The 25,675-nt window shown below is 53.2% G+C and carries 23 protein-coding genes and 1 pseudogene; 4 read left to right on the top strand and 20 right to left on the bottom strand.

The annotated features are described in order from the left end of the window. Positions 1 to 104 precede the first annotated feature (104 nt). The 3 genes and pseudogenes from ACI2I2_RS00285 to ACI2I2_RS00275 form a co-directional block, all read right to left on the bottom strand. A pseudogene (locus ACI2I2_RS00285) lies at positions 105 to 652 on the bottom strand (HupE/UreJ family protein). 172 nt (positions 653 to 824) lie between these two features. Continuing rightward, the gene (locus ACI2I2_RS00280) at positions 825 to 1,874 is read right to left on the bottom strand and encodes a TIGR01620 family protein (protein WP_404656057.1); all 1,050 of its coding nucleotides are present in this window, start codon (positions 1,872 to 1,874) and stop codon (positions 825 to 827) included. Then, on the bottom strand, positions 1,871 to 3,268 hold the full coding sequence (locus tag ACI2I2_RS00275) for a YcjX family protein (RefSeq protein WP_404656056.1): 1,398 nt from the start codon (positions 3,266 to 3,268) through the stop codon (positions 1,871 to 1,873). Before ACI2I2_RS00275 ends, ACI2I2_RS00280 begins: the two co-directional genes overlap by 4 nt. Before the next feature lie 152 nt (positions 3,269 to 3,420). Here ACI2I2_RS00275 and ACI2I2_RS00270 point away from each other — a divergent pair, with 152 nt between their 5' ends. Further along, a complete protein-coding gene (locus tag ACI2I2_RS00270) occupies positions 3,421 to 4,431 on the top strand; it encodes a LacI family DNA-binding transcriptional regulator (protein WP_404656055.1) in 1,011 nt (336 codons plus the stop codon). 46 nt (positions 4,432 to 4,477) lie between these two features. On the opposite strand, the gene ACI2I2_RS00265 is transcribed toward ACI2I2_RS00270, so the two are convergent. The 15 genes from ACI2I2_RS00265 to pspA form a co-directional block, all read right to left on the bottom strand. Next, positions 4,478 to 5,389, bottom strand: a complete 912-nt coding sequence (locus ACI2I2_RS00265; protein ID WP_404656054.1) for an OmpG family monomeric porin — start codon at positions 5,387 to 5,389, stop codon at positions 4,478 to 4,480. Between the two features lie 76 nt (positions 5,390 to 5,465). Next, on the bottom strand, positions 5,466 to 6,539 hold the full coding sequence (locus tag ACI2I2_RS00260) for an ABC transporter ATP-binding protein (RefSeq protein WP_404656053.1): 1,074 nt from the start codon (positions 6,537 to 6,539) through the stop codon (positions 5,466 to 5,468). 13 nt (positions 6,540 to 6,552) lie between these two features. Then, positions 6,553 to 7,230, bottom strand: a complete 678-nt coding sequence (gene pgmB / locus ACI2I2_RS00255; RefSeq protein WP_404656052.1) for a beta-phosphoglucomutase — start codon at positions 7,228 to 7,230, stop codon at positions 6,553 to 6,555. Then, on the bottom strand, positions 7,227 to 9,500 hold the full coding sequence (locus tag ACI2I2_RS00250) for a glycoside hydrolase family 65 protein (protein WP_404656051.1): 2,274 nt from the start codon (positions 9,498 to 9,500) through the stop codon (positions 7,227 to 7,229). The genes pgmB and ACI2I2_RS00250 overlap by 4 nt, the downstream gene beginning before the upstream one ends. Continuing rightward, positions 9,494 to 10,552 carry a Gfo/Idh/MocA family protein gene (locus ACI2I2_RS00245; protein WP_404656050.1) on the bottom strand — a complete coding sequence of 353 codons (1,059 nt, stop codon included), beginning with the start codon at positions 10,550 to 10,552 and terminating at the stop codon, positions 9,494 to 9,496. Before ACI2I2_RS00245 ends, ACI2I2_RS00250 begins: the two co-directional genes overlap by 7 nt. Before the next feature lie 11 nt (positions 10,553 to 10,563). Beyond that, positions 10,564 to 11,352 (bottom strand): sugar phosphate isomerase/epimerase family protein, encoded by a 789-nt coding sequence (locus tag ACI2I2_RS00240; RefSeq protein WP_404656049.1) that lies wholly within the window; start codon positions 11,350 to 11,352, stop codon positions 10,564 to 10,566. Between the two features lie 20 nt (positions 11,353 to 11,372). Continuing rightward, positions 11,373 to 12,422, bottom strand: a complete 1,050-nt coding sequence (locus tag ACI2I2_RS00235; protein WP_404656048.1) for a zinc-binding alcohol dehydrogenase — start codon at positions 12,420 to 12,422, stop codon at positions 11,373 to 11,375. A 29-nt stretch (positions 12,423 to 12,451) separates the two neighbouring features. Further along, the gene (locus ACI2I2_RS00230; protein ID WP_404656047.1) at positions 12,452 to 13,294 is read right to left on the bottom strand and encodes a carbohydrate ABC transporter permease; all 843 of its coding nucleotides are present in this window, start codon (positions 13,292 to 13,294) and stop codon (positions 12,452 to 12,454) included. Next, entirely contained in the window at positions 13,281 to 14,162 is an 882-nt protein-coding gene (locus ACI2I2_RS00225) for a carbohydrate ABC transporter permease (protein ID WP_404656465.1), read from the bottom strand. Before ACI2I2_RS00225 ends, ACI2I2_RS00230 begins: the two co-directional genes overlap by 14 nt. An 18-nt stretch (positions 14,163 to 14,180) precedes the next feature. Next, positions 14,181 to 15,470 carry an ABC transporter substrate-binding protein gene (locus tag ACI2I2_RS00220; protein WP_404656046.1) on the bottom strand — a complete coding sequence of 430 codons (1,290 nt, stop codon included), beginning with the start codon at positions 15,468 to 15,470 and terminating at the stop codon, positions 14,181 to 14,183. Positions 15,471 to 15,482: 12 nt separating this feature from the next. After that, positions 15,483 to 17,150 (bottom strand): sugar phosphorylase, encoded by a 1,668-nt coding sequence (locus ACI2I2_RS00215; RefSeq protein WP_404656464.1) that lies wholly within the window; start codon positions 17,148 to 17,150, stop codon positions 15,483 to 15,485. A 204-nt stretch (positions 17,151 to 17,354) separates the two neighbouring features. Then, positions 17,355 to 17,576: a phage shock protein PspD gene (pspD, locus tag ACI2I2_RS00210; protein ID WP_404656045.1), complete on the bottom strand. Its 222-nt coding sequence runs from the start codon at positions 17,574 to 17,576 to the stop codon at positions 17,355 to 17,357. A 14-nt stretch (positions 17,577 to 17,590) separates the two neighbouring features. Next, positions 17,591 to 17,950: an envelope stress response membrane protein PspC gene (gene pspC / locus ACI2I2_RS00205; protein ID WP_404656044.1), complete on the bottom strand. Its 360-nt coding sequence runs from the start codon at positions 17,948 to 17,950 to the stop codon at positions 17,591 to 17,593. Next, positions 17,950 to 18,171 carry an envelope stress response membrane protein PspB gene (pspB, locus tag ACI2I2_RS00200; protein ID WP_404656043.1) on the bottom strand — a complete coding sequence of 74 codons (222 nt, stop codon included), beginning with the start codon at positions 18,169 to 18,171 and terminating at the stop codon, positions 17,950 to 17,952. The genes pspC and pspB overlap by 1 nt, the downstream gene beginning before the upstream one ends. A gap of 53 nt (positions 18,172 to 18,224) precedes the next feature. Beyond that, positions 18,225 to 18,893 carry a phage shock protein PspA gene (gene pspA, locus ACI2I2_RS00195; RefSeq protein ID WP_404656042.1) on the bottom strand — a complete coding sequence of 223 codons (669 nt, stop codon included), beginning with the start codon at positions 18,891 to 18,893 and terminating at the stop codon, positions 18,225 to 18,227. Between the two features lie 156 nt (positions 18,894 to 19,049). On the opposite strand from pspA, the gene pspF reads away from it, so the two are divergent. The 3 genes from pspF to ACI2I2_RS00180 all read left to right on the top strand — a co-directional run bounded on the left by pspF (position 19,050) and on the right by ACI2I2_RS00180 (position 22,869). Then, positions 19,050 to 20,033 (top strand): phage shock protein operon transcriptional activator, encoded by a 984-nt coding sequence (gene pspF, locus ACI2I2_RS00190; protein ID WP_404656041.1) that lies wholly within the window; start codon positions 19,050 to 19,052, stop codon positions 20,031 to 20,033. 323 nt (positions 20,034 to 20,356) lie between these two features. Beyond that, the gene (locus ACI2I2_RS00185; protein WP_404656040.1) at positions 20,357 to 21,979 is read left to right on the top strand and encodes an AAA family ATPase; all 1,623 of its coding nucleotides are present in this window, start codon (positions 20,357 to 20,359) and stop codon (positions 21,977 to 21,979) included. A gap of 452 nt (positions 21,980 to 22,431) precedes the next feature. Further along, the gene (locus ACI2I2_RS00180; protein WP_404656039.1) at positions 22,432 to 22,869 is read left to right on the top strand and encodes a hypothetical protein; all 438 of its coding nucleotides are present in this window, start codon (positions 22,432 to 22,434) and stop codon (positions 22,867 to 22,869) included. Positions 22,870 to 22,961: 92 nt separating this feature from the next. Here the strand turns inward: ACI2I2_RS00180 and ACI2I2_RS00175 are convergent, their stop codons facing one another. Together ACI2I2_RS00175 and ACI2I2_RS00170 are read right to left on the bottom strand one after the other, a co-directional pair. Next, positions 22,962 to 24,356 (bottom strand): MFS transporter, encoded by a 1,395-nt coding sequence (locus tag ACI2I2_RS00175; protein WP_404656038.1) that lies wholly within the window; start codon positions 24,354 to 24,356, stop codon positions 22,962 to 22,964. Positions 24,357 to 24,382: 26 nt separating this feature from the next. Next, on the bottom strand, positions 24,383 to 25,552 hold the full coding sequence (locus tag ACI2I2_RS00170; RefSeq protein ID WP_404656037.1) for a M20 aminoacylase family protein: 1,170 nt from the start codon (positions 25,550 to 25,552) through the stop codon (positions 24,383 to 24,385). Positions 25,553 to 25,675 lie beyond the last annotated feature (123 nt).

Genomic DNA, 25,675 nt, shown 5'->3' with positions numbered 1-25,675 from the left:
GAAATCAGGCACTTTGCCGTAAACTTGCGCGGATAGAGCACAAAGCGAAAAGAGAATGGGGTGTGAAAACCTGCGGCGAAGATACCGCAGGCCAGTAAATAAGGTTAAATCAGCCCAGCGAGCAGGCCAATGCCGGTAAGCGAAGCACAACCACCGAGCACTTGTGCCCAACGTTGCTGCATTGAAGACTGGATAATCAGCCAGCCGATACCCAGCCCGGCCAGGTGCAGCCCGGCTGTCGCGAGAACCATACCCGAAAGTGCAGCAGCAGAATGGGAAAGCTCGGCACCGTGCGCCAGGCCGTGGAAAATGGCGAAGGCACCGATGACCAACGCCCCCGTCACCGCAGGCAGTTTCAACTGCAATGCCACCATCGCCCCAAGACCAAGCAGCGAGGCCGCGACAATAAATTCCGTGCCGCTTAACGCCACCCCCGCCATGCCTGCTAACGCGCCTGCAAGCAGCAACCCCGCAAAGGCCACTGGCGAGTGTTCATGGCGCTCCAAATCCCCACCAACAACATGACGATCAAGTGATCCGCCCCTGTCAGCGGGTGAAGAAACCCTTCGGCAAAACTTAAGGTGTGATGCGTGCCGCCGTCATGCCCGACATGAGCAAAGGCCAGCGCTGGAAATAAAGACAGCAGCGACATCGCCACCTTACTGATATTACGCATAAAAGAATCCCCTGAAGAATAATGTCCTTGCAGGGGAAAGCGATAACACATCAGACAGGTGAATGTCTCATAGCACTTTCTTCTGGCTGCTCAGAATGTGACATTCACCTAATTTATGTGTGGATAATTATTTACGCCGGGTAGCGTGCTATGAAGGTTTCCGGGTCACCGTCTCTTTCAACTGCCCAATCAGCTCGCGACGGAAATCGCCGAGCTTCGGTTTGTCGTTGTCGATCCAAGGCAGCGGACGGCACACTTCCATCGCTTTAATCCCTAAACGAGCTGTCAGCAACCCTGCCCCGATGCCCTGAGCGGCGCGAGCGGAAAGGCGCGCAGCAAGATCCTGCGACATCCAGTCCATGCCCACTTCACGCACCAGTTCACTGGCTCCGGCAAAGGCGATATTCAGCAGCACCAGGCGGAACAGGCGCAGGCGACTGTAATAGCCCAGCTCGATGCCATACAGCGTGGCGATGCGGTTAATCAGGCGTAAGTTGCGCCAGGCGATGAAAGCCATATCCACCAGCGCCAGCGGGCTAACGGCAATCATCAGCGTGGATTCGGCAGCTGATCGGCTGATCTCGCGACGAGCCTGCGCATCCAGCACCGGCTGCACCAGATGCGAATACAGTGTCACCACTTCGCGGTCGTTTTGCGTTTCATGAATCGCCGCATACCAGCGTTGAAGTGCCGGATGTGATTTATCGATTCCCGCCTGCTCAGCCAGTTTTTCGCAGAATGCGCGCCCTTTGCCATTTCCGTGGCTATGCAGCAGATCCCGCGCTTCGTCACGTTCCTGCGCACGCTGACGCAAACGCCATAAGCGTCGCCATTCAGTGGCAACAGAGCCAACGCCAGCCCCGACAATCAATGCCCCTGCTGCGCAGCCGCCTAACGCGACCCAATCCTGTGTCTGCCAGGCATTCATCGTCCATTGCACGCCTTGCGCGACCACGCTTACGCCAAACAGCGTCAGACCCGCAGTGACCATTTTGCGCCACAGACTGCGTTTTGGACGCAGTGCCGCTTCAACCACGGCCTCCGCCTGCCCTTCGTCTTCCAGCGGCGAGTCAATCAGCGCGGGGGCGAAGGTGTCAGCCTGGCTTTGTTCAAACGTTTGAGCGCCCCGCAGTTGCTCACTTTTTTCCGCTTCCAGCGGTCCGGCGAAATCGATACGCGGTTTTAACGGTTCGCTCATCGCAATTTATCTCCAATCAAAAACTCCAGCGCCGCATCCAGACGGATGTGCGGCAGCGGTTTGTCCACGTCCATCACCTGCGGGCGAAAGGCTTCAAACTGGAAGCCCTGCTTTTCCCAGAATGCCTGACCCGGCAGCCTGGCTGGCACTTCGCCCGGATAGACCGTCAACGGCTGGCCATCGTTCAGGCGGTTTCCTCGTAACGCCGGGATCTTCTCGCCGTCGACATCAATCAGCCCACTTTGCGTGGCCTGTACGGAAGCCAGCCCCATGCAATCCATACTGATGCCCTCAAACGCGGCGTTCTGCCACGCATCCTGAATCAGTTGCTGAAGTAGCGACACCATGTTGGCGTGCTGATCGACGGTGACATGATCGGCTTTGGTGGCCGCAAACAGCAGCTTGTCGATGACCGGCGAGAACAAACGGCGGAACAGCGTGCGCTGCCCATAATGGAAACTTTGCATCAATTGCGTCAGCGCCAGACGCATATCATTGAACGCCTGAGGGCCGCTGTTGAGCGGTTGCAGGCAATCTACCAGCACAATTTGCCGGTCGAAGCGCAGGAAGTGATTTTTATAGAACCCTTTGACCACATGCTCGCAGTAGTAGTCGAAACGCGCACGCAGCATGCCGGCGTTAGTGTGCTTGTCGGCTTGCGCCAGACGCGCTTCGCCAACGCCGTCGACATCCGGCCATGGGAAGAATTGCAGCGCAGGTGCGCCCGCCATATCACCCGGTAAAACAAAGCGCCCCGGCTGGATAAAATGCAGCCCTTCTTGTTTGCAGGTATGCAGATAATCGGTCCATGCCTGGGCAATTTCAGCCAGCCGGTTTTCATCGGCCGGAGCCAGCGGGTCGAGCCCTTCACACAGCTTGCGCCAGCGTTCAGACCACTCACCGCGCTGGCCCTGCAACAGCCCGGTCATCTGACGTGACCAGCTCAGGTAATCCTGCGCCAGCATCGGCAAATCGAGCAGCCATTCACCCGGGTAATCGACAATTTCCAGGTACAGCGTCGAGGTATCTTTAAAGTGACGTAACAACGAGTCGTTAGAACGAAAACGCAGTGCGAGGCGAATTTCGCTGACACCGCGCGTCGGCGTCGGCCAGGTCGGCGGTGTGCCATACAGCTGGGCCAGCCCTTCGTCGTAGGTAAAACGCGGAATACCAAAATCGCGCTGCGGCACCCGTTTCACGCCGAGCAGGCGTTCTTCACGCACCGCGCTAAGCAGAGGCATTCGCGCCCCCGCGTGCAGGTTCAGCAACTGATTCACCAGCGCGGTAATAAACGCGGTTTTGCCGCTGCGGCTAAGCCCGGTGACAGCGAGGCGCAGATGTCTGTCCACGCCACGGTTCACCAGGGCATTGAATTCGCTTTTAAGTCGGTTCATCGCCATCCTGTTTTGTCCGCTTGCAACCCTTTCCTTCAGGATACATGACATAGGGTCCGTAAAGAGAATTATCAACCGCACTGCGCTGTATTTCAGGCTTTTTCTCCAGTAAGATGCGTCTGATTGACTCTACCATGGAGATCGGCAGGTGTATGTCACCCACTATTTATGATATTGCCCGGGTTGCTGGCGTTTCAAAATCTACCGTTTCGAGAGTGCTGAATAATCAAACCAATATCTCTCCGGAAGCGCTGGAGAAAGTTCAGCGGGCGATTAAAGAATTAAACTACCAGCCGAATAAACTTGCTCGCGCCCTCACTTCATCGGGCTTTGATGCCATTATGGTGATATCGACTCGCTCCACCAAAACGACCGCCGGCAATCCTTTCTTCGCAGAAGCACTGCATGCTATTTCCGCCAGAGCGGAAGATGAAGGTTTTGATGTGATATTACAGACGTCAAAAAGCAGTGAAGATGATTTGCTCAAATGCGAAAATAAAATTCGCCAGAAGTTGATTAAAGGGATCATTATGCTGAGCTCGCCCGCGGATGAGATCTTTTTCTCACGCCTTGATTGTTATGGCATTCCGGTGGTGGTGATCGGTAAAGTTGAAGGTGATTATCAGAACGTCTATTCGGTGGATACTGATAATTATCAGGATAGTATTTCGTTGACCGACGCGTTGATTTCCCGCGGGCACAAAAAAATAGCCTGTCTGCATGCACCACTGGATTATCACGTATCGATTGACCGTCTGTCGGGCTATAAAGAAAGCCTGAAGCGTCACCATATTGCGCTCAATGAAGCGTGGATGATTGACAGTGGATATACCCATGAAAGTGCACTGGCTGCAGCCAAACACCTGCTTTCGATGGAAAACCGACCCGACGCTGTCTTTGCCACCGACAGCATGAAGCTGGTCAGCCTGTACCGCGCGGCGGTTGAGTTGAATATACGTATTCCACAGGACCTGGGCGTGGTCGGTTACAGCAACGAAACGCTCTCTTTTCTGCTGTCGCCGTCACCGGGCGGCGTCGATGTGCCTGCCTATGAACTTGGGGCACAAAGTAGCGATCAGCTCTTCAAATGTATTGGTGGAAAGCCCGGGCCGAAGCGCATTACGGTGGCAACCCGAATCTCTCTGTCCGAGTCCCTGACCTGACACGCCTGAACGGGCCTGCATGCCTGCAGGCCCTGTCCACACCTCATCAAAACGCGTAGTTAATGCCAACGCCCGCATAATGGAACCGGTCGTCATCGCCCTCGTCGTGATGCTCCCACTCATACGCGTATTCCAGTGATACCGAAACACCGTTATCGAAATCATGCGCATACTGTAAACCGAGACGGTTAAAGTCATGCCCTTCGCGCGTCGGATCGTTCTGCCAGTCCCAGTTGGTCCAGCGATCCAGACCTACCCGGGTATAGGGCGTAACAGTGGTGGAACCGAAGGAAATCGGTAAGTAGAGTCGCATTTCCTGGGTGGAAAACTCACCATTATTACGGCTCTTGTCCATGTTGAATCCGCGCTCCAGATAATAATTGGTCAGGAGTGACACGTTTTCATTTATTTTCCAGGTCAACCCTGTTTCGGTTTCGACACGGCTGTCGGCATAGCCAGTTTGATCTAAATCGTTGGCAAATTGATACATCGCGAGCCAACCGTTAAAATGCCAGTCGTCACTTAAACGCAGATTCCAGTCCGGCTGCACTTTATAACGTTGCATGTTAGCAGTACCCGCATCTTTATTATTTTCATCTTTAAAGTGATAGCCATAATTACGAAGTCCGCCAGTTAAGCCTAGCGTGAAATCATCACTATCGAGCACCTGATAACGTATTTCCAGTTCGGGGCGATTAAAATAAGTACCGCGGCGAGTCATGCTGCTGTAATCCACCGGTCCTTCCTGATACATCGCCACGGCGATTTTCCATGGCCCCTTAGAAGCATTAAACCAGACCGATGGTTCATATAACCCATCCGCATCATCAGCCTGCCCTTCAATGTTTTCTATTTCATACATTGCGCCGACATTGAATTTCCAGCCATCATTATCGGCATGTGCGTAAAGAGCACAGACGCTAAATAGCAGCGCTGCGCACCGAGGTAGTGCGTTCATAATAAAGTCCTTTCATAGTGTAACGACAGGGTAAAGAGGGGGAGTTAACGGCTCCCCCTAAAACTTCATATTTTTATTAGCGAATGGCGACTTCTGATTCAATATCGAAGAAATGACTTTTCTCCATATCAAAAGTCAGCCCAATATTTTCTCCTGCGAAATAATCGCAAGCCGACGAAGCGCGGACAACCAATTCATGTCCGCCCACGGTGACGTACAGCATAAATTCCGCGCCGGTCAGCTCGGCCACGCTGATGCGAGCCATCACCTCGCCGGAAGCCGTAAGAATATCTTCCGGGCGAATCCCCATTACGATGGCTTTGCGCTGATAGCCTGCGGCATCCAGCACCTTCATTTTGTCTGCCGGGATCGGCAAGCGCAGGGTTTCGGTGACAAAGTCTGTGCCGTCGATAGCGCCGCGAATGAAGTTCATAGCTGGCGAGCCAATAAACCCGGCGACAAACATATTGGCAGGCTGGTTATAAACCTGCTTTGGTGCCCCAACCTGCTGCACAATGCCGTCTTTCATGATCACGATTCTGGTCGCCATGGTCATGGCTTCGGTCTGATCGTGGGTGACGTAAATCATGGTGGTATTCAGCTTTTGATGCAGTTTGCAGATCTCCGCGCGCATTTGCACACGCAGCTTAGCATCAAGGTTTGACAGCGGTTCGTCCATCAGGAACACGCCCGCTTCACGAACGATCGCGCGCCCAAGCGCCACACGCTGGCGCTGGCCGCCTGACAATGCGCCAGGTTTGCGCTTGAGATACTCACGCAAACCCAGAATCTGCGCCGCCCAACTTACGCGCTCCTCGATAACGTCCGGCGCGATTTTTTGCATCTTCAGCCCGAACGCCATGTTGTCATACACGGTCATGTGCGGATAGAGCGCATAGTTCTGAAACACCATCGCGATATTTCGCGATTTGGCGGGGACGTCATTCATGCGCACGCCATCAATCAGCAGATCACCGTGGCTGATAGCCTCCAGGCCGGCAATCATGCGCAGTGTTGTCGATTTCCCACAGCCGGACGGCCCCACCAGCACGATAAACTCTTTGTCTTCAATCTCAAGGTTGAAGTCTTTCACCACGTGAACGTGGTTGTCGTAAATTTTCTGGATATGTTGCAGTGAAAGTTGTGCCATCTCTTTATTCCTCTCAGGCTTCCGTAACCGGGTTTCGGTTGTTCCAGTAAGCCGCCAGCCGTGGCCAGTTCAGTTCATGTGTCGACGTGAGTAACAACCCAGCGCCCTGCAAATCCTTGCCTATCCCCACAGACGCCATGCCGCTGGCATTGATAGCCTCAATACCCGCCTGCGCGTCTTCCACCCCGACAGCATGCTGCGGCAAGACGCCCAGGCCCTCACAGGCGACCAGAAAAATATCCGGCGCAGGCTTTGAATGCTTCACGCGCGAAGCGTCAGCACAATAATCAAAGAGACTGGCAATGCCCAGCGCCGAGAGAATGGTCGGCGCATTCAGCGACACCGAAGCCAGACCAATACGAATCCCCTTCTGGCGTAGCGTGACGATAAGCTCCTTGATACCCGGCAAAATGGACTGCGGCGTGAGCGAGGTCAAAGACGCCACGTAGCAGGCATTCTTACGCGCGGCAATCGCCTGACGCTCTGCGTCCGTAAAGTCCGTCGCCCTACCGCCGTGCTCCAGAATACGCTGCAACGAGTCAAGACGGCTGATGCCCTTCAACTGCTCGTTGAACGCTGCATCAATGACAATACCCAACTCCTGTGCCGCCTCGCGCCAGGCCAGAAAATGCAGGTGTGCCGTGTCGGTGATGACCCCATCGAGATCGAAAATAACCGCCTGAAGTTTCATGCAATCCCCTCACTGGTAGCGGTCCCAAATTTTCCGTTTAAAAAATCGGACCTTGCATAGCGAGCTTCACCCTCGATACACACTTTGCGCCCCCACAACCAAAGCGAAAGCGCCTGCGTTGTGGTCAGAACAATGTCGTCTGCGGTGATATCGAGAACGAGTCGAACGCCGTGCCAGCAAAGCGGCACCCGCAGGCTGCGCCATGCTTCAGGCAGCGTCGGCGACAGATGCAGTTCACCGTCGCAAACGGAAAGCCCGGCAAATCCTTGTACCGCGCCAAGCCAGATAGCCCCGGTCGCCGCCGCATGAATGCCGTCGTCGCTGCTGTGTGGATCCTCGCCCAAATCAATCTCACAGCCCGCCTGCCAGAAGCGATAGGCTTCTTCGGGTTGCCCACAGCGCGCGGCCACGATGCCGTGGATAGCTTTGCTTAATGACGAATCGTGGATCGTTCTTGGCTCGTAATACGCCAGATTGGCAAGGCATTCCTCCGCGGAGAACCGTTCCGGCAGCATATATGTCAGCATCACGACATCGGCCTGTTTGAGGATTTGCATCTCATTGACTTCCGCCCGGGAGTAATCCAGCAGGATGGTCTGCTTTCCTGCTTTCGCTTTGTATTTGCTGAGATCGAGCGTTGGCTTGCTGAAGAATGTGTCATCCTGCGCCAGCACGCCGTGCTCGTCAGGTTTGGGTAGCCACAGACGTTGCAGGAAATCAGCCGCACTTTGCGCAAAAGCAGGCTTTACGTCGCCAAACTGACGAGCGAAATGCAGTGCTTTCTCAACGTTATGCCAGGCCAGATAGTTGGTGAAGGCGTTGTTATTGACGTGCTCTGTGTATTCATCCGGGCCGATGACATCGTGAATTTCCAGCCGTCCGTTCACTTCTGTCGCGCGGCTTATCCAGAATGTCGCCGTTTCGGTGAGCAGGGTAATGCCCTCTTCACGCATAAACGCTTCGTCCTGCGTTGCGTACCAGTAGTTCACCACCGCCCAGGCAATATCCGCTACCAGGTGATGTTCTGCCAGCGCGGAAGCCACTTTCTGCCGCAGCCCTGTACGAATATTAATGGCGGCGAATTCAGGCGTTTCCTCCTGCCCGCTCTGAGCGCTTTCCCATGGGAACAGCGCCCCGTGCCAGCCATTGCGTCGTGCTTTTTCGCGTGCGCCCGCCAGATTCAGATAGCGGTAGCGCAACAGGCTGCGAGCCGTTTCCGGGTTCGTCAGCAGGTGATACGGCAGTAAAAAAACTTCCGTATCCCAGAACACATGGCCTTTGTAGCCTTCCCCGGTCAGCGCCTTGGCCGCAATGCTGGTCCTTTCATCATGCGCAGGCGTCATGGCCGCAAGGTGGTAATGCGCAAAATCGAGAGCAAGCTGATCGCGAGCATCACGGGAATCAACGACCACTCGACATTTAACCCACTCCTGCTGCCACACCACTTGTGATGCTGCGCGCAACGCTTCGTACCCTTGCGCGGCGCTGGCCTGTAGATCGTTCAGACAACGGCGGCTGAAAGTGTCGAGCGAGAGCGTATCCGGCTGACGTTGCACCACCCAACTCACTTTTTCTAACGTGACACTGTCACCCACGGTCAGATTGATCACGCTGTTTTGCATCAGCCTGCGGTTCTTCGCTGTAAAACAGCTGTCCGCTGGCTGGCTGAGCTGGCAGTGGCTGGTGATCACCACTTCGTGACTACCGGACTGCGTCGCCCATGCGCCCTGCAACACCTGTTGTCCAAATACACGTAACGAAAGCTCATCCAGATGCTGACGACCGCTGTTGGTTTGTGTGCCATCAATACCGCTGGAAAATGACAGCGTGACGTCCCGATCCAGCGCCGTGACAGTGAACTGCATCGCCAGCAGCGGATGCTGAGCCATAGACGTAAAACGACGGCTGACGATACGCACGCGAGCACCGGAAGGCGCGCGCCAGATAACTTCGCGGCGCAGTTCGCCACAGCTAAAATCCAGCTCGCGCAGCCAGTGTTCAAACTGGCCACTCAGCAGCGTGAAAGGCTCGCCGTTTACCTCAAGCTGCACGCCTGTCACATCCGGCAAATTTACCAGTTCATTGGTTTCGCCACGACCGGCACAGTGGTAAAGCCCGGCCAGATACATGCCGCGCGTTTGCTGGGTGTAATCCTCTTCGTGCGTGCCACGCACGCCCATGTAGCCATTGCCCGTCGTCAGAAGCGACGCGTATTTGTTCAGGCTATGTGGGCTGAAACCCGGGTCGATCAGGGTGCTCACCGTCAACATATTTCCACCCAGTCGCCCTTTTCTGCTGACGCATAGAGTGCCGCGACCAGTTGTTGAATGATGAAACCCTGATCGCCATCCGCGATCGCCACAGGCTCGCCCTGCACATGATTAACAAAGGCTTCCATGCTGCGGAAATGACGATTGTCATCGGCCTGCTCTCGCTGCACCAGGGTATGCAGTTCCCCGTCCACGTCATTGTAGACATGGGCCGGGAATAGCGTTGCCCCCGCTTTTTCACCGCAGAAACTCACGTTCATTTGCGACTGCTCGGCGATGTTCAACACAAACGAAGTATCGAGCCGCAGCAAGCCGCCGCTTTGGAATTCAATGATGCCAAACAGCGCATCTTCCACGGTGTATTGCGTCGGGTCCCACTCGCCAAACTGACCGCTCTGTTTCACCGTTCCCAGCTTCTGGAAACTGTGCGCCATCACGCGACGCACGGCCGGGAAACCAAGCACAAACATCGCCGCATCCAGCATATGAATACCGATATCGATAAGCGGGCCGCCGCCCTGCATCGCTTTATTGGTGAAGACACCCCAGCCCGGCACGCCGCTGCGACGCAGCGCGGTGGCAGTTGTCAGGTACACTTCGCCAAGCGCGCCCGCCTGCATGTTTTTCCGCAGCAGTTGCGCATCCAGCGAAAATCGGTGGTGGAAATCGTACGCCAGCACCTTGCCCTGTTTGCGCGCCATCTGGCGCATTTCGTCTGCCTGCTGTGGCGTCATCGCGGGTGGCTTTTCACACATCACATGGCAACCTGCTTCCAGGGCCGCCATCACGTGCTCGAAGTGAAAGCGGTTCGGCGAACAGACGCTAACAATATCCGGCTGCGCTTCCTGCAACATCAGGCGAACATCGTCATAACTGCCGCCGATGTCATTTTTTGCCGCGAACGCCTGCGCCTGCTCCAGGCGGCTGTCACAGACAGCCACCATCCGCAAATCGCTTCGCGTGGCGTAGTACGACGCATGGACTTTTTCCGCCACCTGCCCCGCGCCAATAATGGCAACGCGCAACGGGGCGACAGCTGTAGCACTTTTCACGCGATAACCTCTTAGCACTCACGCAGATAGATAAGGGAACCCTGATAGGCTTTGGCCGGATCGTCAGCACGTACGCGGCATTCATACACCACGTAACCCGGATATTTATCCTCACGCAGTTGGTCGAACAACGCCGTGAAATTCAGGCTGCCGCTGCCTGGCTGATAGCGGTGATTGTCGGCGATATGGACGTGGCCCAGCAGATCGCGGTTGGCATGCAGCGCCTCAGCAATGTCATCTTCTTCGATATTCATGTGGTAGAAATCACCGATGATTTGCGTGTGCTTCAGAGCATTTTCCGTGATGTAACGACGCGCATCCGCCAGGGTGTTGATCATGTGATCCTGGTAGCGGTTCAACGGTTCCAGCAGCACGGTCGTCCCGGTGCGTCCTGCGACTTCATCCAGAAAACGCAGAGAATCACTGACGGCTTTTCGATCGCCCTCAAAACTGCGAGGCGATGTCATTGGCGGTAAGCGGAAGGTAAACATGCCCCAGGCAGCGGGCACCACGATGCCCTTGCCGCCCACTTCTGCCAGCGCTTCAAGAATACGGGTGATTTGCTGCAAACCGTTGAGACGACGCTCTTCGATAAAATCACCGATCCAGCCGTCATAGCCACCGCACGCCGTGGTGACAGGCAGCCCTGTCTCTTTGATTGCCGCTTTGACTTCAGCCAGATTGTTGACCAGCAAGCGACCGTCGATTTCATAACCGTCAAAACCCATCGCTTTGATATAGCGAAACTTCTCCAGGATGTTTTCCGGGAAAAAAGCCTGATTCTGTGTTGCGATTTTCATGTTCTGCTTCCTTGCTTAGCTTAAAAAGTGACGCCCATTTTGATACTCAGCTCTGGCTGCTTATCGACGAATTTCATGTAGCTTTCCGGGCTTTCGCTGAACGGCACGACCGGATCGATCAGGTCTTCACAGTTCAGGTAGCCGTTCATCAGAAGTTCCCAGCAGGTTTCTTCAATGCGCTTGCGGTTCCAGCGCGGATAGTCCGGATTTGGCTCGCTGCACGCGCGGGAAAACACGATTTTGGCGTTGTTGAAGTGCGCTTCACGGCCGAAGTTCAGGCCATTGAACGGCTTCGCAAAAGCAACATACGAAATGGTGCCGCCGTAGGCCAGACCACGTAGTGCCGATTGCAACGCATCGCCGTGACCACTGGTTTCGATGATCACGTCCGCGCCCTGCTTGCCGGTCAGCTTTTTGATTTCAAGCCCAACGTCGGTGCCCATCGGGCTCATACAGACATCCGCGCCATGGCGGCGGGCAATCTCACAGCGATGTGAAATCGGGTCAATGCCAATGACCACCGATGCCCCGGCTTTCTTCGCCAGCTGCACGGCTATTTGGCCAATCGCGCCGAGGCCAATCACCACCACGAAATCCCCCACGCGGACGTTGGCATCGCGTACGCCACTCATCGCGAACTGCGCCGGGTCATAACAGACAGCATTCTTCCAGGATGCCCCTTCCGGCATCTTGCGCAGCTTGTAGTTATCGACCGCGTTAACAATGACGGTTTCCGCCAGCGGACCGTAACAGCACACGCTGTCACCTTCGCGATAGTCTGTCACCGCCTCACCACACTGAATCACGTCGCCGACCACCATGTTACCGAGCTGGAATTTGCCAAACTCGATACCACGCGGCGCGTTGGCGTCACGAGCAGTAAACAGTTGCCATTCAGCGTTGAACTCTTCGTCGATAAACGGGCTGGCGGCGCGGAAATCCACCACTTCCGTTCCGTGCTTCGGCGCCCCGTAGCGCACGCGAATTTTCACTTCATTTGCCCCAACCTGAGCATCCTGATAGTCCACTAAAGCCGCGACGCGCGGGGCCGTTGCTACTAATTTTTTCATCACTTATTCCTTGTCAAAAACTGGCCGCCTCAGCCCTTAACGCCACCGGCGGTCAAACCACTTTTGATAAAGCGCTCTGAGAGCGCGTACATGATCACGACCGGCAGCGCTGTCACCAGCGAAGCCGCCATCATTCTTCCCCAGATGTAATCAGGGGTGCTGAACAGCGTGTTGAGCCCTACTGGCAGCGTGAAGTTTTCCGCGCTGGAGAGGAAAATCGAGGCAAACAGATAGTCATTCCACGCCACCATAAAGCAGTAGACAAACACCGAAATCAGCCCGGACATCGCCAGCGGCACGGTGATGCGGAAGATGATTTGCAGCCGGTTCAGGCCGTCCATCATCGCCGCTTCTTCGATCTCATTCGGGATGGTGTCGAAGTAACTTTTCAGCATGAAAATGGCGGTCGGCAGCGTCTGTGTCACCATTGTCAGGATCAGCGCCAGTTCGGTGTCATAGATACCCAACGCGGTGATGATTTTGAACAGCGGCACCACCAGCAAAATCCCGGAGAACATATAGACGGTGTAGAAGCTGGCATTAATGGTTTCGCGACCCCGAAAGCGCAATTTCGACAGCGCCCACGCCCCTAGCGTCCCGAGGAACAGCGCGATGGCAGACGACACCAGAGACACCACCATGCTGTTGCGGAAGTAGCTGACGAACGGAAAGATCAGCGGATTAAAAATGTCGATGTAATGCTCGAACGTCCACTCGCGCGGCATCAGCGTCGGGTGCAGAGAAATGGCTTCTTTCGCACTTTTGAACGAGGTCATCAGCATCACAAAGAACGGGAACAGCGTGAAGCCCAGGAACAGCACCAGGCCGAGGTAAAACAGCACGCGGTTCCAGCGACGTTTATTTGTTGCCATTGAAGTTCACCCGCTTTCTGGTCAGAAGAATGACTGCAAAAATAATCACAAACAGCACCACCGAAATCGCCGCCGCTTTGCCTAAATCGTTAAAGGCAAACGCGGTTTTGTAGAGATAGACGCCGAGGATATCGACCTTCGTCGTCAGCAAATAAACGTCGGCGAACATGTAGAACATCCAGATGGTGCGCAGTGTAACAACGGTAGCCAACACCGGCATAATGGCGGGCAGCGTGACGATGCGAAAACGCTGCCAGGCATTGGCGCCGTCCATCTCCGCCGCCTCATACAGCGACTTGTCCACGGTCTGCAAAATCGCCAGGAACGAGATGAACGCATACGGGAAATAGCGCCAGATGGCGAACAGCACCACCAGCACAAAACTGCTGCCCGGGTTGTCGAACCACAACGGCGCTTGCTTATAGAGTCCAAGCAGATCCACGCCCAGATAGTTCACAATGCCGTAGCCGTTGTTGAACATGTATTTCCAGGCGAACACCAGCGAGATCGAGGGCGTGACATAGGAGAGCAATACCAGCGAACGCGCGGTTTTACGCAGACGAAACTCGCGGTTGAAAAATATCGCCACGCCCAGCCCAAGCGCCGTGCTACCCAGCACCACCAGCGCGGTGTACCAGAAGGTCATCCACAACGAGTGCCAGAAACCCGGGTCGCTCAGAATGCGGATGTAGTTATCCAGCCCGACAAACGTCGACTCGATACGCGGGTTGAGCGGCAAACGCTGGAAGCTTATCTCAATATTGGAGAGCATCGGCCAGGCCACCAGCCCTGCCAGCAGTAGCAAGCTGGGGCCAAGCAACATCAGCGCAAACGGCAAGTCGGAGCGGCCCGACATGAACTTCTTCATCATTCGGTGTTCCGCCTTTTAGGGCTGCTTAACAAGGGTATCAAGCCGTTTCTGACCGTCAGCCAGCAGCGGTTCAATGGGTTTTTTACCTACAGTGGCGGCATTCACCATCGCGCTTATCACGCCGGATCCGGTCACATCGCCCATACGGGTGAAGTTTTTATCCCCCACCGCGCCAAACACCTTCACGTTCGGGAATTGGGCGATCAGCTCGTACGGCAACTGACCAAATACCTTGATCACTTCGTTCTCTTTCCAGGTTGCGGTCTCAACGACGCTTTTGGTCATTGGCAGCGCTGCGCCTGGCGACATCATTACCCAGTCAGCGGAGTTCTGCGGTTTCTCCATCCAGGTGACAAATTTTTCCGCCGCTTCGGTCTGCTGTTTTTCAAGCCCGGAGGTAATGGTCAATGAAGTTACCGTGCCGTACACCGCGGGGGACGCCTCCGTCGGCACCATAAAGCCGATTTCAGACGGTTTGCCCTCTTTGTAAACAGCCGGGAGAATGTAGGTGGAATAGATAGCCATCGGCGCTGAGCCGTTCATAAAGGCATCTTTGATCTCCATGACATCGTTGGAGCCCGGCATCGTGGTGGTGGCTAAATCGCGGTAAAACGTCAGCGCACTGCGCATTTCTGGCGTATCCAGGGAGATGTTGCCATTGCGGTCAAACACGTTGGCGTTATTCGACAACGCAAACTGCGAGAACGCCTGCTCGGTCATCACGCTTTCCGCCGTCGGCATCGCAATACCGTATTTTTTCTTCGCCGGATTGCTGAATGCCTTGCTGGCCGTCAACAATTCCTGCCAGTTGCGAGGTTCGGCGATACCCGCCGCAGCCAGCACATCTTTGTGATACCAGACGCCCTGGATCCAGGCGCTGATCGGCGCGCCGGTCCACGCTTTGCCATCTTCGGTGCGCACGATTCGCAGCACGCCGTCGTAAAATTGCGCTTCGCCAGTATCCGTAATCGCCTTCGCAACCGCATCACGGTCCAGCAGTTGTTCTTTATCCAAAACTTTGGCGTAATCGTGACTGACTTCCATCACCGCCGGTAGCGCACCGGTTCGCGCCAGGGTGATCACTTTGGTATTAAAAGCATCCTCTTCGACAGGAACAGGTTTCACCACAATGCCTGGATTTTCCTTTTCAAAACGTTCGATCAGCTGATTAATAACAGCCTGACGTTCCTGTTCCACCGAAGAATGCATAAATTCGATCGTGACGGTTTTATTATCATCCCGACAGCCTGAAATCAGGGTGCAGGAAACCAGTGCTGTTATCAGCACGGTATTCGCTATTTTCATTTTATCGTCCTTTTAGGTATTCTGAATCCACATGACTTGCCACGGCTCAAGGGTTAAGTTTGAAGTGTTAATATCAACCCCGTTAATTAACTCCCGGGCATTTTTACATTCATGAATTATTGTCTGCGGCCGCTCACTGAAATTAAATAATGCGGTCAGTTTCCCGTTTTCTCGTTTAATTTGTAAGACGTGTTCATTCAATGTTGAGAATTCGGCTTTCGCGTCGGGGTGGAAAGCGGACAGTTCCCGACGCAGCGCCAGCAGATGACACAATTGGTGATACACACGTGCACGCAAACCGCCGCCAATCGCCATCTCGCTTTCTATCTCAGCCAGATCATATTTCTGACGGTTGATGGCACGGTTATAGCCTGCCGTTTCCACACCAGCATAATCATTACGCGAGCCCAGAATACTTTGAATGTAGAGAGCCGGGACGCCCGGGAAGCTCAGTAACAGTGCATGTGTCAGCACAAACCGCGCCAGACGATCGTCGTCGCTGCTCTCCTTCGGACTGAGCGCGTCCATATAGGTGACGTTGATTTCATAAGGACTGCGGGTCCCATCCGGATTGTTTTTCCAGTTGACCAGCGCACCTTGCTGCTGAAGTTTTTCGACCAGCGTCAGGATCTCATCTTCCGGCAAAATACCACGCAGCGGATTAAGGCCAATGCCGTCATGAGAAGCGAGGAAGTTGAACCAGGTGGTCTGCGACGAGGGCAAGGTTAGCCCCTGCGCCCAGCGGCAAAGGGTTTCTACTTTCGTCGTGTGCATCGCATGCAGCACCAGTGGCGGCAATGAGAACTGATAGACCATCTGCGCTTCATCCGTGCCGTCGCCGAAGTAAGCGATGTTGTCTTTGTGCGGGACGTTGGTCTCGGTGATGATGACTGTGCCTGGTGCCACCTCTTCGGTGATGGCTCGGAACAGTTTGATCAGAGCATGCGTTTGCGGAAGATGAATACAGGATGTGCCGGGGACTTTCCACATAAAGCCGACGGCATCAAGTCGCACGTAGTCTGCCCCTTCTTGCAGATAATGCAAAAGCACCTCCACCATCGCGAGCAGAACTTCCGGTTCGGCAAAGTTAAGGTCTATTTGATCGTCGCTGAAGGTGGTCCACAGATGGCGAGTGGTGCCGTCTTCCAGCGTGAAGGGTGTCAGTAAAGGGAGCGCTCGCGGGCGCGTCACCGCGCTGAGATCTGTTGTTGGGTCAACGGCGAGGAAGAAGTTTTCATAGCCTGCATCCTGGCGCAGATAACGGGCAAACCAGTCACTTTTTGCCGACATGTGGTTGCAGACAAAGTCAAACATCAGCCTTGAAGATTTTTTCAGGTCGGCAACATCCTGCCAGTCGCCGGTGTCGGGCGCGACCTGATGGTAATCCATTACGGAGAATCCGTCATCGGATGACCACGGATAAAAAGGAAGAAGGTGCACGTGAGAAAAAGAATTTTTCAACCACTGATTATAAAACTGTGTAAATACCGGCAGGCTTTTCCTGCCCTGCTGGCGAAATTGGTCTGCGTAAGTAATCAGCACCACATCCTGCTGATCCCAGTTTCTTTTACGTGGCGCATTAATAGCAGATTTTGCTTTTTCAATATTTGCAAAAAGCCTTTCCTGATGTGCTGGTGAAAATGTTTCACCGTAAAGGTTAGCGAGCAGAGATTTAATCATTTTCGTCACTTTTCATTTTCGTGGTAGCGGTCCCACGAAAAGGGAATCTACTCCCACGAAAATGGGATGTCAACGTAACAACAGGTGGAAAAAACGTAAAATCGGGGTTAGGCGAGGTCGCAGTTCATTTATTGTGAACTGACGCAAATAATAAAGAAATTTGTTGCAGAGATAAGCTTGCAAGGGGAGTGCCCTCCCCTATTTTCAGGAGAAATACTTGCGCGACATCCGGTTTGCCAGGCGAGCCAGCACAGGCTCAAGCGCCACCGCAAGTAGCATCTTCAGCGGCCGACGCGCCACGGATTTGATAGCCCAACCGGCAACGCCCGCCGGGCCGTAACGCAGTGCAGTCAGCAACACCAACTTACCCGCAATTTTCAGGCCGGGTTTCACTTTCTGCCCGGCTCGCTGCCAGTTTTGTTTCATCAATTCACTCTCCGTTAAAGCTGACGGAAACGACTACGTAAAGAAAAAGTATCTGAGGTGACATAGCGTTCCATCTCGCGCAGGCGCTTTTCGCCCGCAGCCAGTTCGGCGTCGACGGCGCTCAGCAAATCACCACTGCTCGGCATTTTTTCACCGTACATTTCACTGTCCGGGATAGGATCGAGTGCAAACGTCAAAATGATGTAAGCGACGACCACAAAGAAAAACAGACCAAAAATCATCGCCAGCACGGTAATCAGACGCACCAGTTTCACCGGAACGTCGAGCCAGTGCGCAATCCCGGCGCACACGCCCTTCACCATGCCCTGCTGCGGAATACGCCACAGCTTTTTACTGAAATCTAATCCCGCCATTATTTTTCTCTCCAGTTCGGATGTTCCGCATCGAGAATATCTTCCAGCGCCTGAATACGTTCACGCATCCGTTTGGCTTCGTCCGTCAGTTGGCCCAGACGCTGCAGTTCGCTCTGCGAGAGCTCATCGCCGGAACGGTTGCTGTAGTGCAGCCACAGCCAGACCGGCAGGACAAAAAGCACAAATAACGTCAGCGGTATGGCAAGAAAAAGCGCGCTCATGAGGTCTCCTTACAGATGATGAGCGGCGGCACATCGCGTGCCGCCAGGCAATATTATTGATTATCCTGTTTCATTTTGGCGCGCAGTTCAGCGATTTGCGCGCTGATATCATCGTCCGCTTTCAGTTCGGCAAACTGCTGATCCAGCGATTTTTGTTTACCAAAACCGTGGCTTTCCGCTTCGGCTTCCATGTGATCAATCCGGCGCTCGAACGATTCAAAACGAGCCATCGCTTCATCCAGCTTGCCGCTGTCGAGCTGACGGCGCACATCGCGGGAAGAGCTTGCCGCCTGGTGGCGTAACGTCAGCGCCTGCTGGCGAGCACGCGTTTCGCTCAGCTTGTTTTCCAGCTCGCCAATCTCGGTTTTCATACGCGTCAGCGTTTCATCCACCAGCGTGATTTCATGTTCCAGGCTGGTAATCAGATCGGTCAGCTTCTGTTTTTCGATCAGCGCAGCACGCGCCAGATCTTCTTTCTCTTTGCGCAGTGCCAGTTCGGCTTTTTCCTGCCATTCGGCCTGCTGCGCGTTCGCCTGCTCTACGCGGCGTGTCAGTTGTTTCTTCTCCGCCAGCGCGCGGGCTGAAGTGGAGCGCACCTCGACGAGCGTGTCTTCCATCTCCTGAATCATCAGGCGGACCAGTTTTTGCGGATCTTCAGCCTTTTCCAACAGGGAGTTGATGTTGGCGTTCACGATATCGGCAAAACGAGAAAAAATACCCATAATTCACATCCTCATACGTAGTTCTGTTATCGGGCATGGCCCTGCTGATGAGGTATTGCAGGTTGCGTGCCAACTTTTTATCTTATTGATTTATCAGCTTGTGATTGAATTTTCGCCACGCTACCGCTACAGTAAAGTGGTCAATTACACTAACGAGTGGTGAATTTCATCATGGCAGATTACAAGGACAACCTGCTCGGCGAAGCGAACAGCTTTATCGAGGTGCTGGAGCAAGTCTCACGGCTCGCCCCACTGGATAAACCCGTGCTGATCATCGGCGAACGCGGCACCGGGAAGGAGCTTATCGCCAACCGCCTGCACTTCCTCTCATCCCGCTGGCAAGGGCCGTTTATCTCGCTGAACTGCGCGGCACTGAATGAAAACCTGCTCGATTCGGAGCTTTTTGGTCACGAAGCGGGAGCCTTTACCGGGGCGCAAAAACGCCATCCAGGGCGTTTTGAACGCGCCGATGGCGGCACATTGTTCCTCGATGAATTAGCCACCGCCCCGATGCTGGTGCAGGAAAAACTGCTCAGAGTGATTGAATACGGCGAACTGGAACGCGTCGGCGGCAGCCAGCCGCTGCAGGTCAACGTGCGCCTGGTTTGCGCCACCAATGCAGATTTACCGCAAATGGTCAGCGATGGCACCTTCCGCGCCGACCTCCTCGATCGACTGGCATTCGACGTGGTTCAACTGCCCCCGCTGCGAGAGCGCCAAAGCGACATCATGCTGATGGCTGAACACTTCGCCATCCAGATGTGCCGGGAGCTGAAAATGCCGCTGTTCCCCGGGTTTACTGATCACGCCAAAGAGACCCTTCAGCATTACAGCTGGCCGGGCAACATCCGTGAGCTAAAGAATGTGGTCGAGCGCTCGGTGTATCGCCACGGTAATGCAGAAGAACCGCTGGATAACATCATCGTCGACCCGTTCCAGCGCCCGGTTGCTGCTGAGGTTAAGGCTGAAAAAAGTGAGCTAACGCTGCCGCTGGAACTGCGCGAATTTCAGCAACAGCAAGAAAAAGACCTGCTGCAACAAGCGTTACACCAGGCCCGCTTTAATCAGAAAAAAGCCGCGGAGTTACTGGGGTTGACTTACCACCAGCTTCGGGCTTTGTTGAAGAAGCATGGGATTTGAATAGAAGGCATGCGCCCTGCTTTTTGGGGAGGTCCTTTTTTGGTTGGGAGCTTTGTGTCAAAGGCGGACGCTATAAGCTTAACAATAAATTATGGAGACTAAACGTGAAAGAAATGTGATTAAATATATAGAAACGATTTGTCTATCGAGACTACAATTGTACAGTTATTACTTCAACTGGCGAGGAAAGTGAAAAAATGGGTTTGACGATTTAATACGAGCTAAAAGTTCTAGTTGTAAAAGGTCAAGTATTGACTACCAAAATCTTATAATACAATGATCATAAATGAATAATAGAAGTCTATCTGTTGTAGGAGAAAAACTTGGAAAATTCTTTTGACATACCAATCCCTTCAGATAATATTGAGGGCGGAATATTATCTATCGATAAAGGACAGGTTCTTTTCATTCTTGGGGCTAATGGCACTGGTAAATCGTCACTAATATATCATGTGCTAAAAAATCTAAGAGATCACAACGATATTGTATTGATATCGGCACATAGGCAAATTTGGTTTGATACATCAATTATTGACATGTCGAACTCAGAGTTTGCCTCCACTTTAGAATACCTTCAAAACAACGTGAAATATTCAAACACATCTCGTTGGAAAGTCGAGGATGCAAGACAAAGTAAGCTCCCTGTCATTAGATTAAAAAAAGCCATTAATAGAAGAAATCGAGATGTTGCCGATAAAGTAGATGCCAGAGATATTGATGGGGCGTTGAGGGTTAGTGTGTCTCCTAAAGAAATAATTAATTCTGTATTAATATCATCAGGAATGCCTATTACCATAGAACTTGATGATGAAGACAATATTACAGCCGTGAACTCTAAGTATGATCCACCTGCAATTTATTCTATATCTCAATTATCTGATGGCGAGAAAAATGCCATAACTATTTCCGCAGATGTTATATCAGCATTGCCAGGTACTCTCTTTATCATTGATGAACCTGAAAGGCATTTGCATAGATCTGTTTCATCTCCCTTGCTATCGGAATTGATAGCAATTAGGCCTGATTGTTTTTTCATTGTATCTACACACGACATAGGCCTTGCTTCAGATATGAGCAATTCGCAAATCCTTTTGGTAAAATCGTGTGAATACATTTCTGGGATCGCGACTTCATGGGCTACTGAACTTATTAAAGATCCAAGTTCAATTCCTGATCACATAAAAAGAGATATTATAGGCGCAAAAGAAAAGGTTATTTTTATAGAAGGAATAAACACTAGCCTTGATATAGGGCTTTATAAATCAATATTCCCCGACGTGTCATTAATCCCAAAGGAAGGATGCGAAGATGTAGCAATTTCGGTCAGAGGCATTAGAGGTAATGATAAGCTAGGATGGGTTAATGCGTTCGGTTTGGTTGACAATGACAACAAGAAAACAGAAGAAATTAATAGCCTCAAAACCGATTTTATCTTTACTTTAAAATATCATTCCATAGAATCAATATTTTATCACCCTATGATGCTAGAGTTTTTTATAAAAAAACATGGTGCCATTTTTGAGATTGACAGTTCAGTTATGAATGAGATTAAGCAAGACATTCTTGGCGTTTTAAGTGATACTGCAAAGAAAAAAGATTTATGTAGTCTTGCAGTTAACAAATCAGTGAGATGGATGTTTAATCAACTAGTGCCAAGCCATAAAGGCGGCTTTGAAAATAAAACTGTGTCAATCAATGCCGGAGACATTTATAACGATGAGCTATCGATTTATGAAAATGCTCTTGAAAGAGGGGATATTAATTTCTTAATCGAAAGATATTCTATTAGGCGTACGGGTGTGATAGATAAAATTACTCGCAGACTTAACTGCCCAAACCGTGCGTTTTATGAAACCAAGATCATGGCTCTAGTGAGAGATGATCAAGAGGTCAAAAGCTTTGTTATAGAATGTTTGAATGGATTATCCGAATCTGTATTCTCTTGAAAATTCACTCGATTTAGATTAACAAATATATCAGATAACAGCCTTTTTTCCCAAAAAAAGGCTGTTATCCAGATAGTATTCCTTCATATACATACTGTTAGATAGTTCCCAATTATCGGCACGGCATAATGCTTGCTGTGCCCTTTCCCCCCCATCAAGTCCGCATCCATACTTGCCGCTCTCTCTTTGCGGCAATACTCTTGCCTGGTGCCTGCAAAATCAGGTGCCGGGATTGACCTCCTGATATAAACTCCACCGACGATACAATGGCGCGTTAGCGCCTTTTTTGTGTCGTGCGCACGGCTACACATTTCAATGGTGGGCCGAGCGGGGGCGTCGTAAGACGCGCTGGTATCGGTGAGAGCCAGTAAGGTCAACCTCGTTCAGCCCGCCACCCGTGAGTTTGACCTCTCCGCTGGCGGTTTTTAAAACTCTCATCGGAGGCATCTCTTATGCCAACAACCCACAATCCCTACCACGATCTACTCACCCTGCCCTTTAACGCTGCAACAGACTTTATCGATCTGGCTGACTACTGCGATCGCTTCGCGTCAACGCTGATTGAATGTCACAAGACGACGGAAAAACTCGCGCTGTTAGGCCGCCTAAACGCTTGTCTGGCTTTGATCCGCCCGACGCTAGACGAGCCCATTCCACCTCATTTAATCGCCCGTTTTACCGTTGAGTCGCTTCCTTCAACTATCCCAATTTTTGAGCCCGATGCAGAAACGTTGTGCGGTTATTGCCAGACTCTGGCGGAGGTGCTGTGTCAGCAGTCATTCCTGCCGAAAACGGAGAACACGTTGCGAGCATTGTTGTGTGAATTGATATGGATGTTTGCGGCGGATTTGAAAGCGCCGCGCTGGGTTGCAGGTAATCTGCCGCACTAAAAAATCGCCCGGTGGCGGCTACGCCTTACCGGGCCTACACGATCCGTAGTTCTTCGTAGGCCCGGCAAACGAAGTGCCGCCGGGCGCCAGGTTCACCGCGATTTATTGCCGGGCAATAACCACCAGCTCACCGCAACAGCACTGAGGCAAATGGCACTGTTAAACAGCAACGCATAGTGTGCCGCGCTCGCCATTCCATAGGGCAACAACAACGCGTACAGCGACGCGGTGACGGCGATGCCCATCGCCCCGCCGAGCGAGCTGCCCATTTTATAGATGCCTGATGCGACGCCAACTTTATTCTCTGGCGCATTGACGACTGCGGTGTCGGTCGACGGCGTGGCGTAGCATCCCAGCCCCAGACCGAACAGCACAAAGCTGAAGAAGACCGTGATGATGTAACTCTCTTTATCAAGGAAGGTGCAGGAGATGAGTAGCGTTGCGATTGCGCTGAGCACGGGCCCCGCCATCATCGGGATACGCGCGCCATAGCGCTGAAGCAGTTTCTCCCCGACGCGGATCATCGCCAGCACGGTCACCAGATAGCCCAGCGTCATCATGCCGCTTTGCAACGGCGACAAATGATGCCCCTGTTGCAGCCAGATACTGGTGATCATCATGGTGCCGATACTGCCGTTTAGCATGAAGTTTGAGAGCACCGCCGCACTGTAGGAACGGTTTTTAAACAGGGCGAAATCAATCAACGCCGCGTCGCCTTTGCGCAATCCCGTACGAATGAACCACAAGGTGGCGAGCACTGCGCCTGCCAGCATCGAGAGCGTGAGCCCACTGCTCCAGCCCCAGCCGTGGCCTTTGCTGATAAATAAATTCAGCATCACCAGTGCCGCTACAAAACTGATCAGCCCACTAATATCCAGCTTATGCTGCTGCGCACTGGCGCTGCGGCTTTCCGGCGTACCGCGAATCAGCAGAAAAGCGACCAGCGCCACCAGCATTGAGAACACAAAAATCCAGCGCCAGCCCAGCCCGGTGGCAATCGCGCCGCCGACGAAGGAACACAAACCGCTGCCGCCCCACGAACCAATCACCCAAAAGCTGATGGCTCGCTGACGCGCTTTGCCTTCATACCAGGTTTTGATCAGCGCGAGCGTCGCGGGCATGATGCAGGCCGCCGACAGCCCCTGTATCGCCCTGCCCGCCAGGAACAGCGCCGGGCCGTGCGCCAGCACCAGCAAACCACTGCCAATGATACTCAGCACCAGGCCCGTCAACGTCAGACGCACGCGGCCAAACTTATCAGCAAGACCGCCGCTGGCGACCACAAAGCAGCCGCTGAACAAGGCGCTGAGGCTGACGGCCAGGGTCAGCGTTTCCAGCGAGATATCGAGGCTGTTTTTCATGGCAGGAACGACGTTGATGACCGACTGCGCGAACAGCCAGAAGGTCAACACGCTAAGAACGATCCCGGCCAGCAATCGGTCATTACCGACAAAGGCGCGGGTGTCTGTCAGGGGAACTGTACTCATCGTGCGGCCCTCCTTCGATGGCTGGTTTAACGCAGATAGTGTTCGGTCAGGCCACTCCAGAGCGCCGCGCCGGTGAGCAGGATCTTGTCGTTAAAGTCATAACCGGGGTTATGCACCATGCAGCGTTCTGGCTCATCGCCCGCGCCAATGGTGAAGTAGCATCCGTTAGGGTTTTTCTCGAGCATGAAGGCGAAGTCTTCGCTGCCCATAAACGAGCCGATGGTCGCCACGGCATCATGACCAAATAAATCAGTGGCTACGGTGCGTACCATTTCATTCGCCGCCGGGTCGTTTTTCAGCACCGGGCTGCCGTTCACGTGAGTCAGGGTCGCCGTCGCGTCGAAACTTTCGGCCTGTGCTACAGCGATGTCATGGATGCGTTGCAGTACGGTCTGGCGCACCTTTTCACTCAACGTGCGTACCGTGAGCTTCATTAGCACTTTTTCGTTGATGATATTTGGCGCATGCCCCGCCTGGATGCTGCCGACGGTAACCACCGCGGGCTCGAATGGCGTGATGTTGCGCGACACAATCGACTGCAAGGCAATGGTGATGTGGCAAGCCACCAGCGTGGCATCCACGGTATGTTCCGGCACTGCACCGTGGCCGCCAACGCCATTCACTTCGATGTGTAACGTGTCAGACGAAGCCATCATCGCGCCGTCGTGCAGGCCGATTTTGCCGAGTTTTTGCGACGGCATATTGTGCAGCCCGAAAATATGATCGCAGGGGAATTTATCGAACAGGCCGTCTTCAACCATCACCCGGCCGCCGTAAAGCAGCTCTTCCGCTGGCTGAAAAATCAGGTTCAGTGTGCCGCTAAAATTGCGAGTCCTCGCCAGATATTCGGCGGCGTAAAGCAGCGTGGTGGTGTGCCCGTCGTGCCCACAGCCGTGAAATTTGCCATCAACGCTGCTGGCCCAGGCTTTGCCGCTGTTTTCCTGCATCGGTAACGCGTCCATATCGGCGCGTAATCCCAGACGTTTGCTGCCGTTACCCACTTTTAGCGTGCCGACAACGCCCGTCCCCGCCAGCCCACGATGCACTTCATACCCCCATTTCGTGAGCAGACGCGCCACCTGATCGCTGGTTTGGTGTTCTTCAAAGCCAATTTCCGGGTGCTGATGGAAGTGGCGGCGCAGCTCGATGAACTGCTCTTCGGTGCCCTGCAGTGCTTCAACAATTGGATGTGACATTTTTGTTATCCCTTTATTGCTTCACAGTGATAATGTCGAGTTTATGCCGATGCCATCACGGGCAAGCGCACTTTTTTGTTGTGAAGTAACGCTTTTATCATGACTGTTTTTCATACAATTCCG

Source organism: Scandinavium sp. NPDC088450, assembly GCF_044900545.1.
GTDB lineage: Bacteria > Pseudomonadota > Gammaproteobacteria > Enterobacterales > Enterobacteriaceae > Scandinavium.
This window is presented reverse-complemented; position numbering and strand designations above follow the sequence as displayed.

Coding starts and splice junctions, on each gene's coding strand:
- ACI2I2_RS00225 (WP_404656465.1), bottom strand. CDS start 14,162: ATGAAGAAGTTCATGTCGGGCCGCTCCGACTTGCCGTTTGCGCTGATG.
- ACI2I2_RS00175 (WP_404656038.1), bottom strand. CDS start 24,356: ATGAGTACAGTTCCCCTGACAGACACCCGCGCCTTTGTCGGTAATGAC.
- pspB (WP_404656043.1), bottom strand. CDS start 18,171: ATGAGCGCGCTTTTTCTTGCCATACCGCTGACGTTATTTGTGCTTTTT.
- pspC (WP_404656044.1), bottom strand. CDS start 17,950: ATGGCGGGATTAGATTTCAGTAAAAAGCTGTGGCGTATTCCGCAGCAG.
- ACI2I2_RS00180 (WP_404656039.1), top strand. CDS start 22,432: ATGCCAACAACCCACAATCCCTACCACGATCTACTCACCCTGCCCTTT.
- ACI2I2_RS00220 (WP_404656046.1), bottom strand. CDS start 15,470: ATGAAAATAGCGAATACCGTGCTGATAACAGCACTGGTTTCCTGCACC.
- ACI2I2_RS00280 (WP_404656057.1), bottom strand. CDS start 1,874: ATGAGCGAACCGTTAAAACCGCGTATCGATTTCGCCGGACCGCTGGAA.
- pspA (WP_404656042.1), bottom strand. CDS start 18,893: ATGGGTATTTTTTCTCGTTTTGCCGATATCGTGAACGCCAACATCAAC.
- ACI2I2_RS00235 (WP_404656048.1), bottom strand. CDS start 12,422: ATGAAAAAATTAGTAGCAACGGCCCCGCGCGTCGCGGCTTTAGTGGAC.
- pgmB (WP_404656052.1), bottom strand. CDS start 7,230: ATGAAACTTCAGGCGGTTATTTTCGATCTCGATGGGGTCATCACCGAC.
- ACI2I2_RS00275 (WP_404656056.1), bottom strand. CDS start 3,268: ATGAACCGACTTAAAAGCGAATTCAATGCCCTGGTGAACCGTGGCGTG.
- ACI2I2_RS00230 (WP_404656047.1), bottom strand. CDS start 13,294: ATGGCAACAAATAAACGTCGCTGGAACCGCGTGCTGTTTTACCTCGGC.
- ACI2I2_RS00215 (WP_404656464.1), bottom strand. CDS start 17,150: ATGATTAAATCTCTGCTCGCTAACCTTTACGGTGAAACATTTTCACCA.
- pspD (WP_404656045.1), bottom strand. CDS start 17,576: ATGAAACAAAACTGGCAGCGAGCCGGGCAGAAAGTGAAACCCGGCCTG.
- ACI2I2_RS00250 (WP_404656051.1), bottom strand. CDS start 9,500: ATGTTGACGGTGAGCACCCTGATCGACCCGGGTTTCAGCCCACATAGC.
- ACI2I2_RS00170 (WP_404656037.1), bottom strand. CDS start 25,552: ATGTCACATCCAATTGTTGAAGCACTGCAGGGCACCGAAGAGCAGTTC.
- ACI2I2_RS00260 (WP_404656053.1), bottom strand. CDS start 6,539: ATGGCACAACTTTCACTGCAACATATCCAGAAAATTTACGACAACCAC.
- ACI2I2_RS00270 (WP_404656055.1), top strand. CDS start 3,421: ATGTCACCCACTATTTATGATATTGCCCGGGTTGCTGGCGTTTCAAAA.
- ACI2I2_RS00265 (WP_404656054.1), bottom strand. CDS start 5,389: ATGAACGCACTACCTCGGTGCGCAGCGCTGCTATTTAGCGTCTGTGCT.
- ACI2I2_RS00240 (WP_404656049.1), bottom strand. CDS start 11,352: ATGAAAATCGCAACACAGAATCAGGCTTTTTTCCCGGAAAACATCCTG.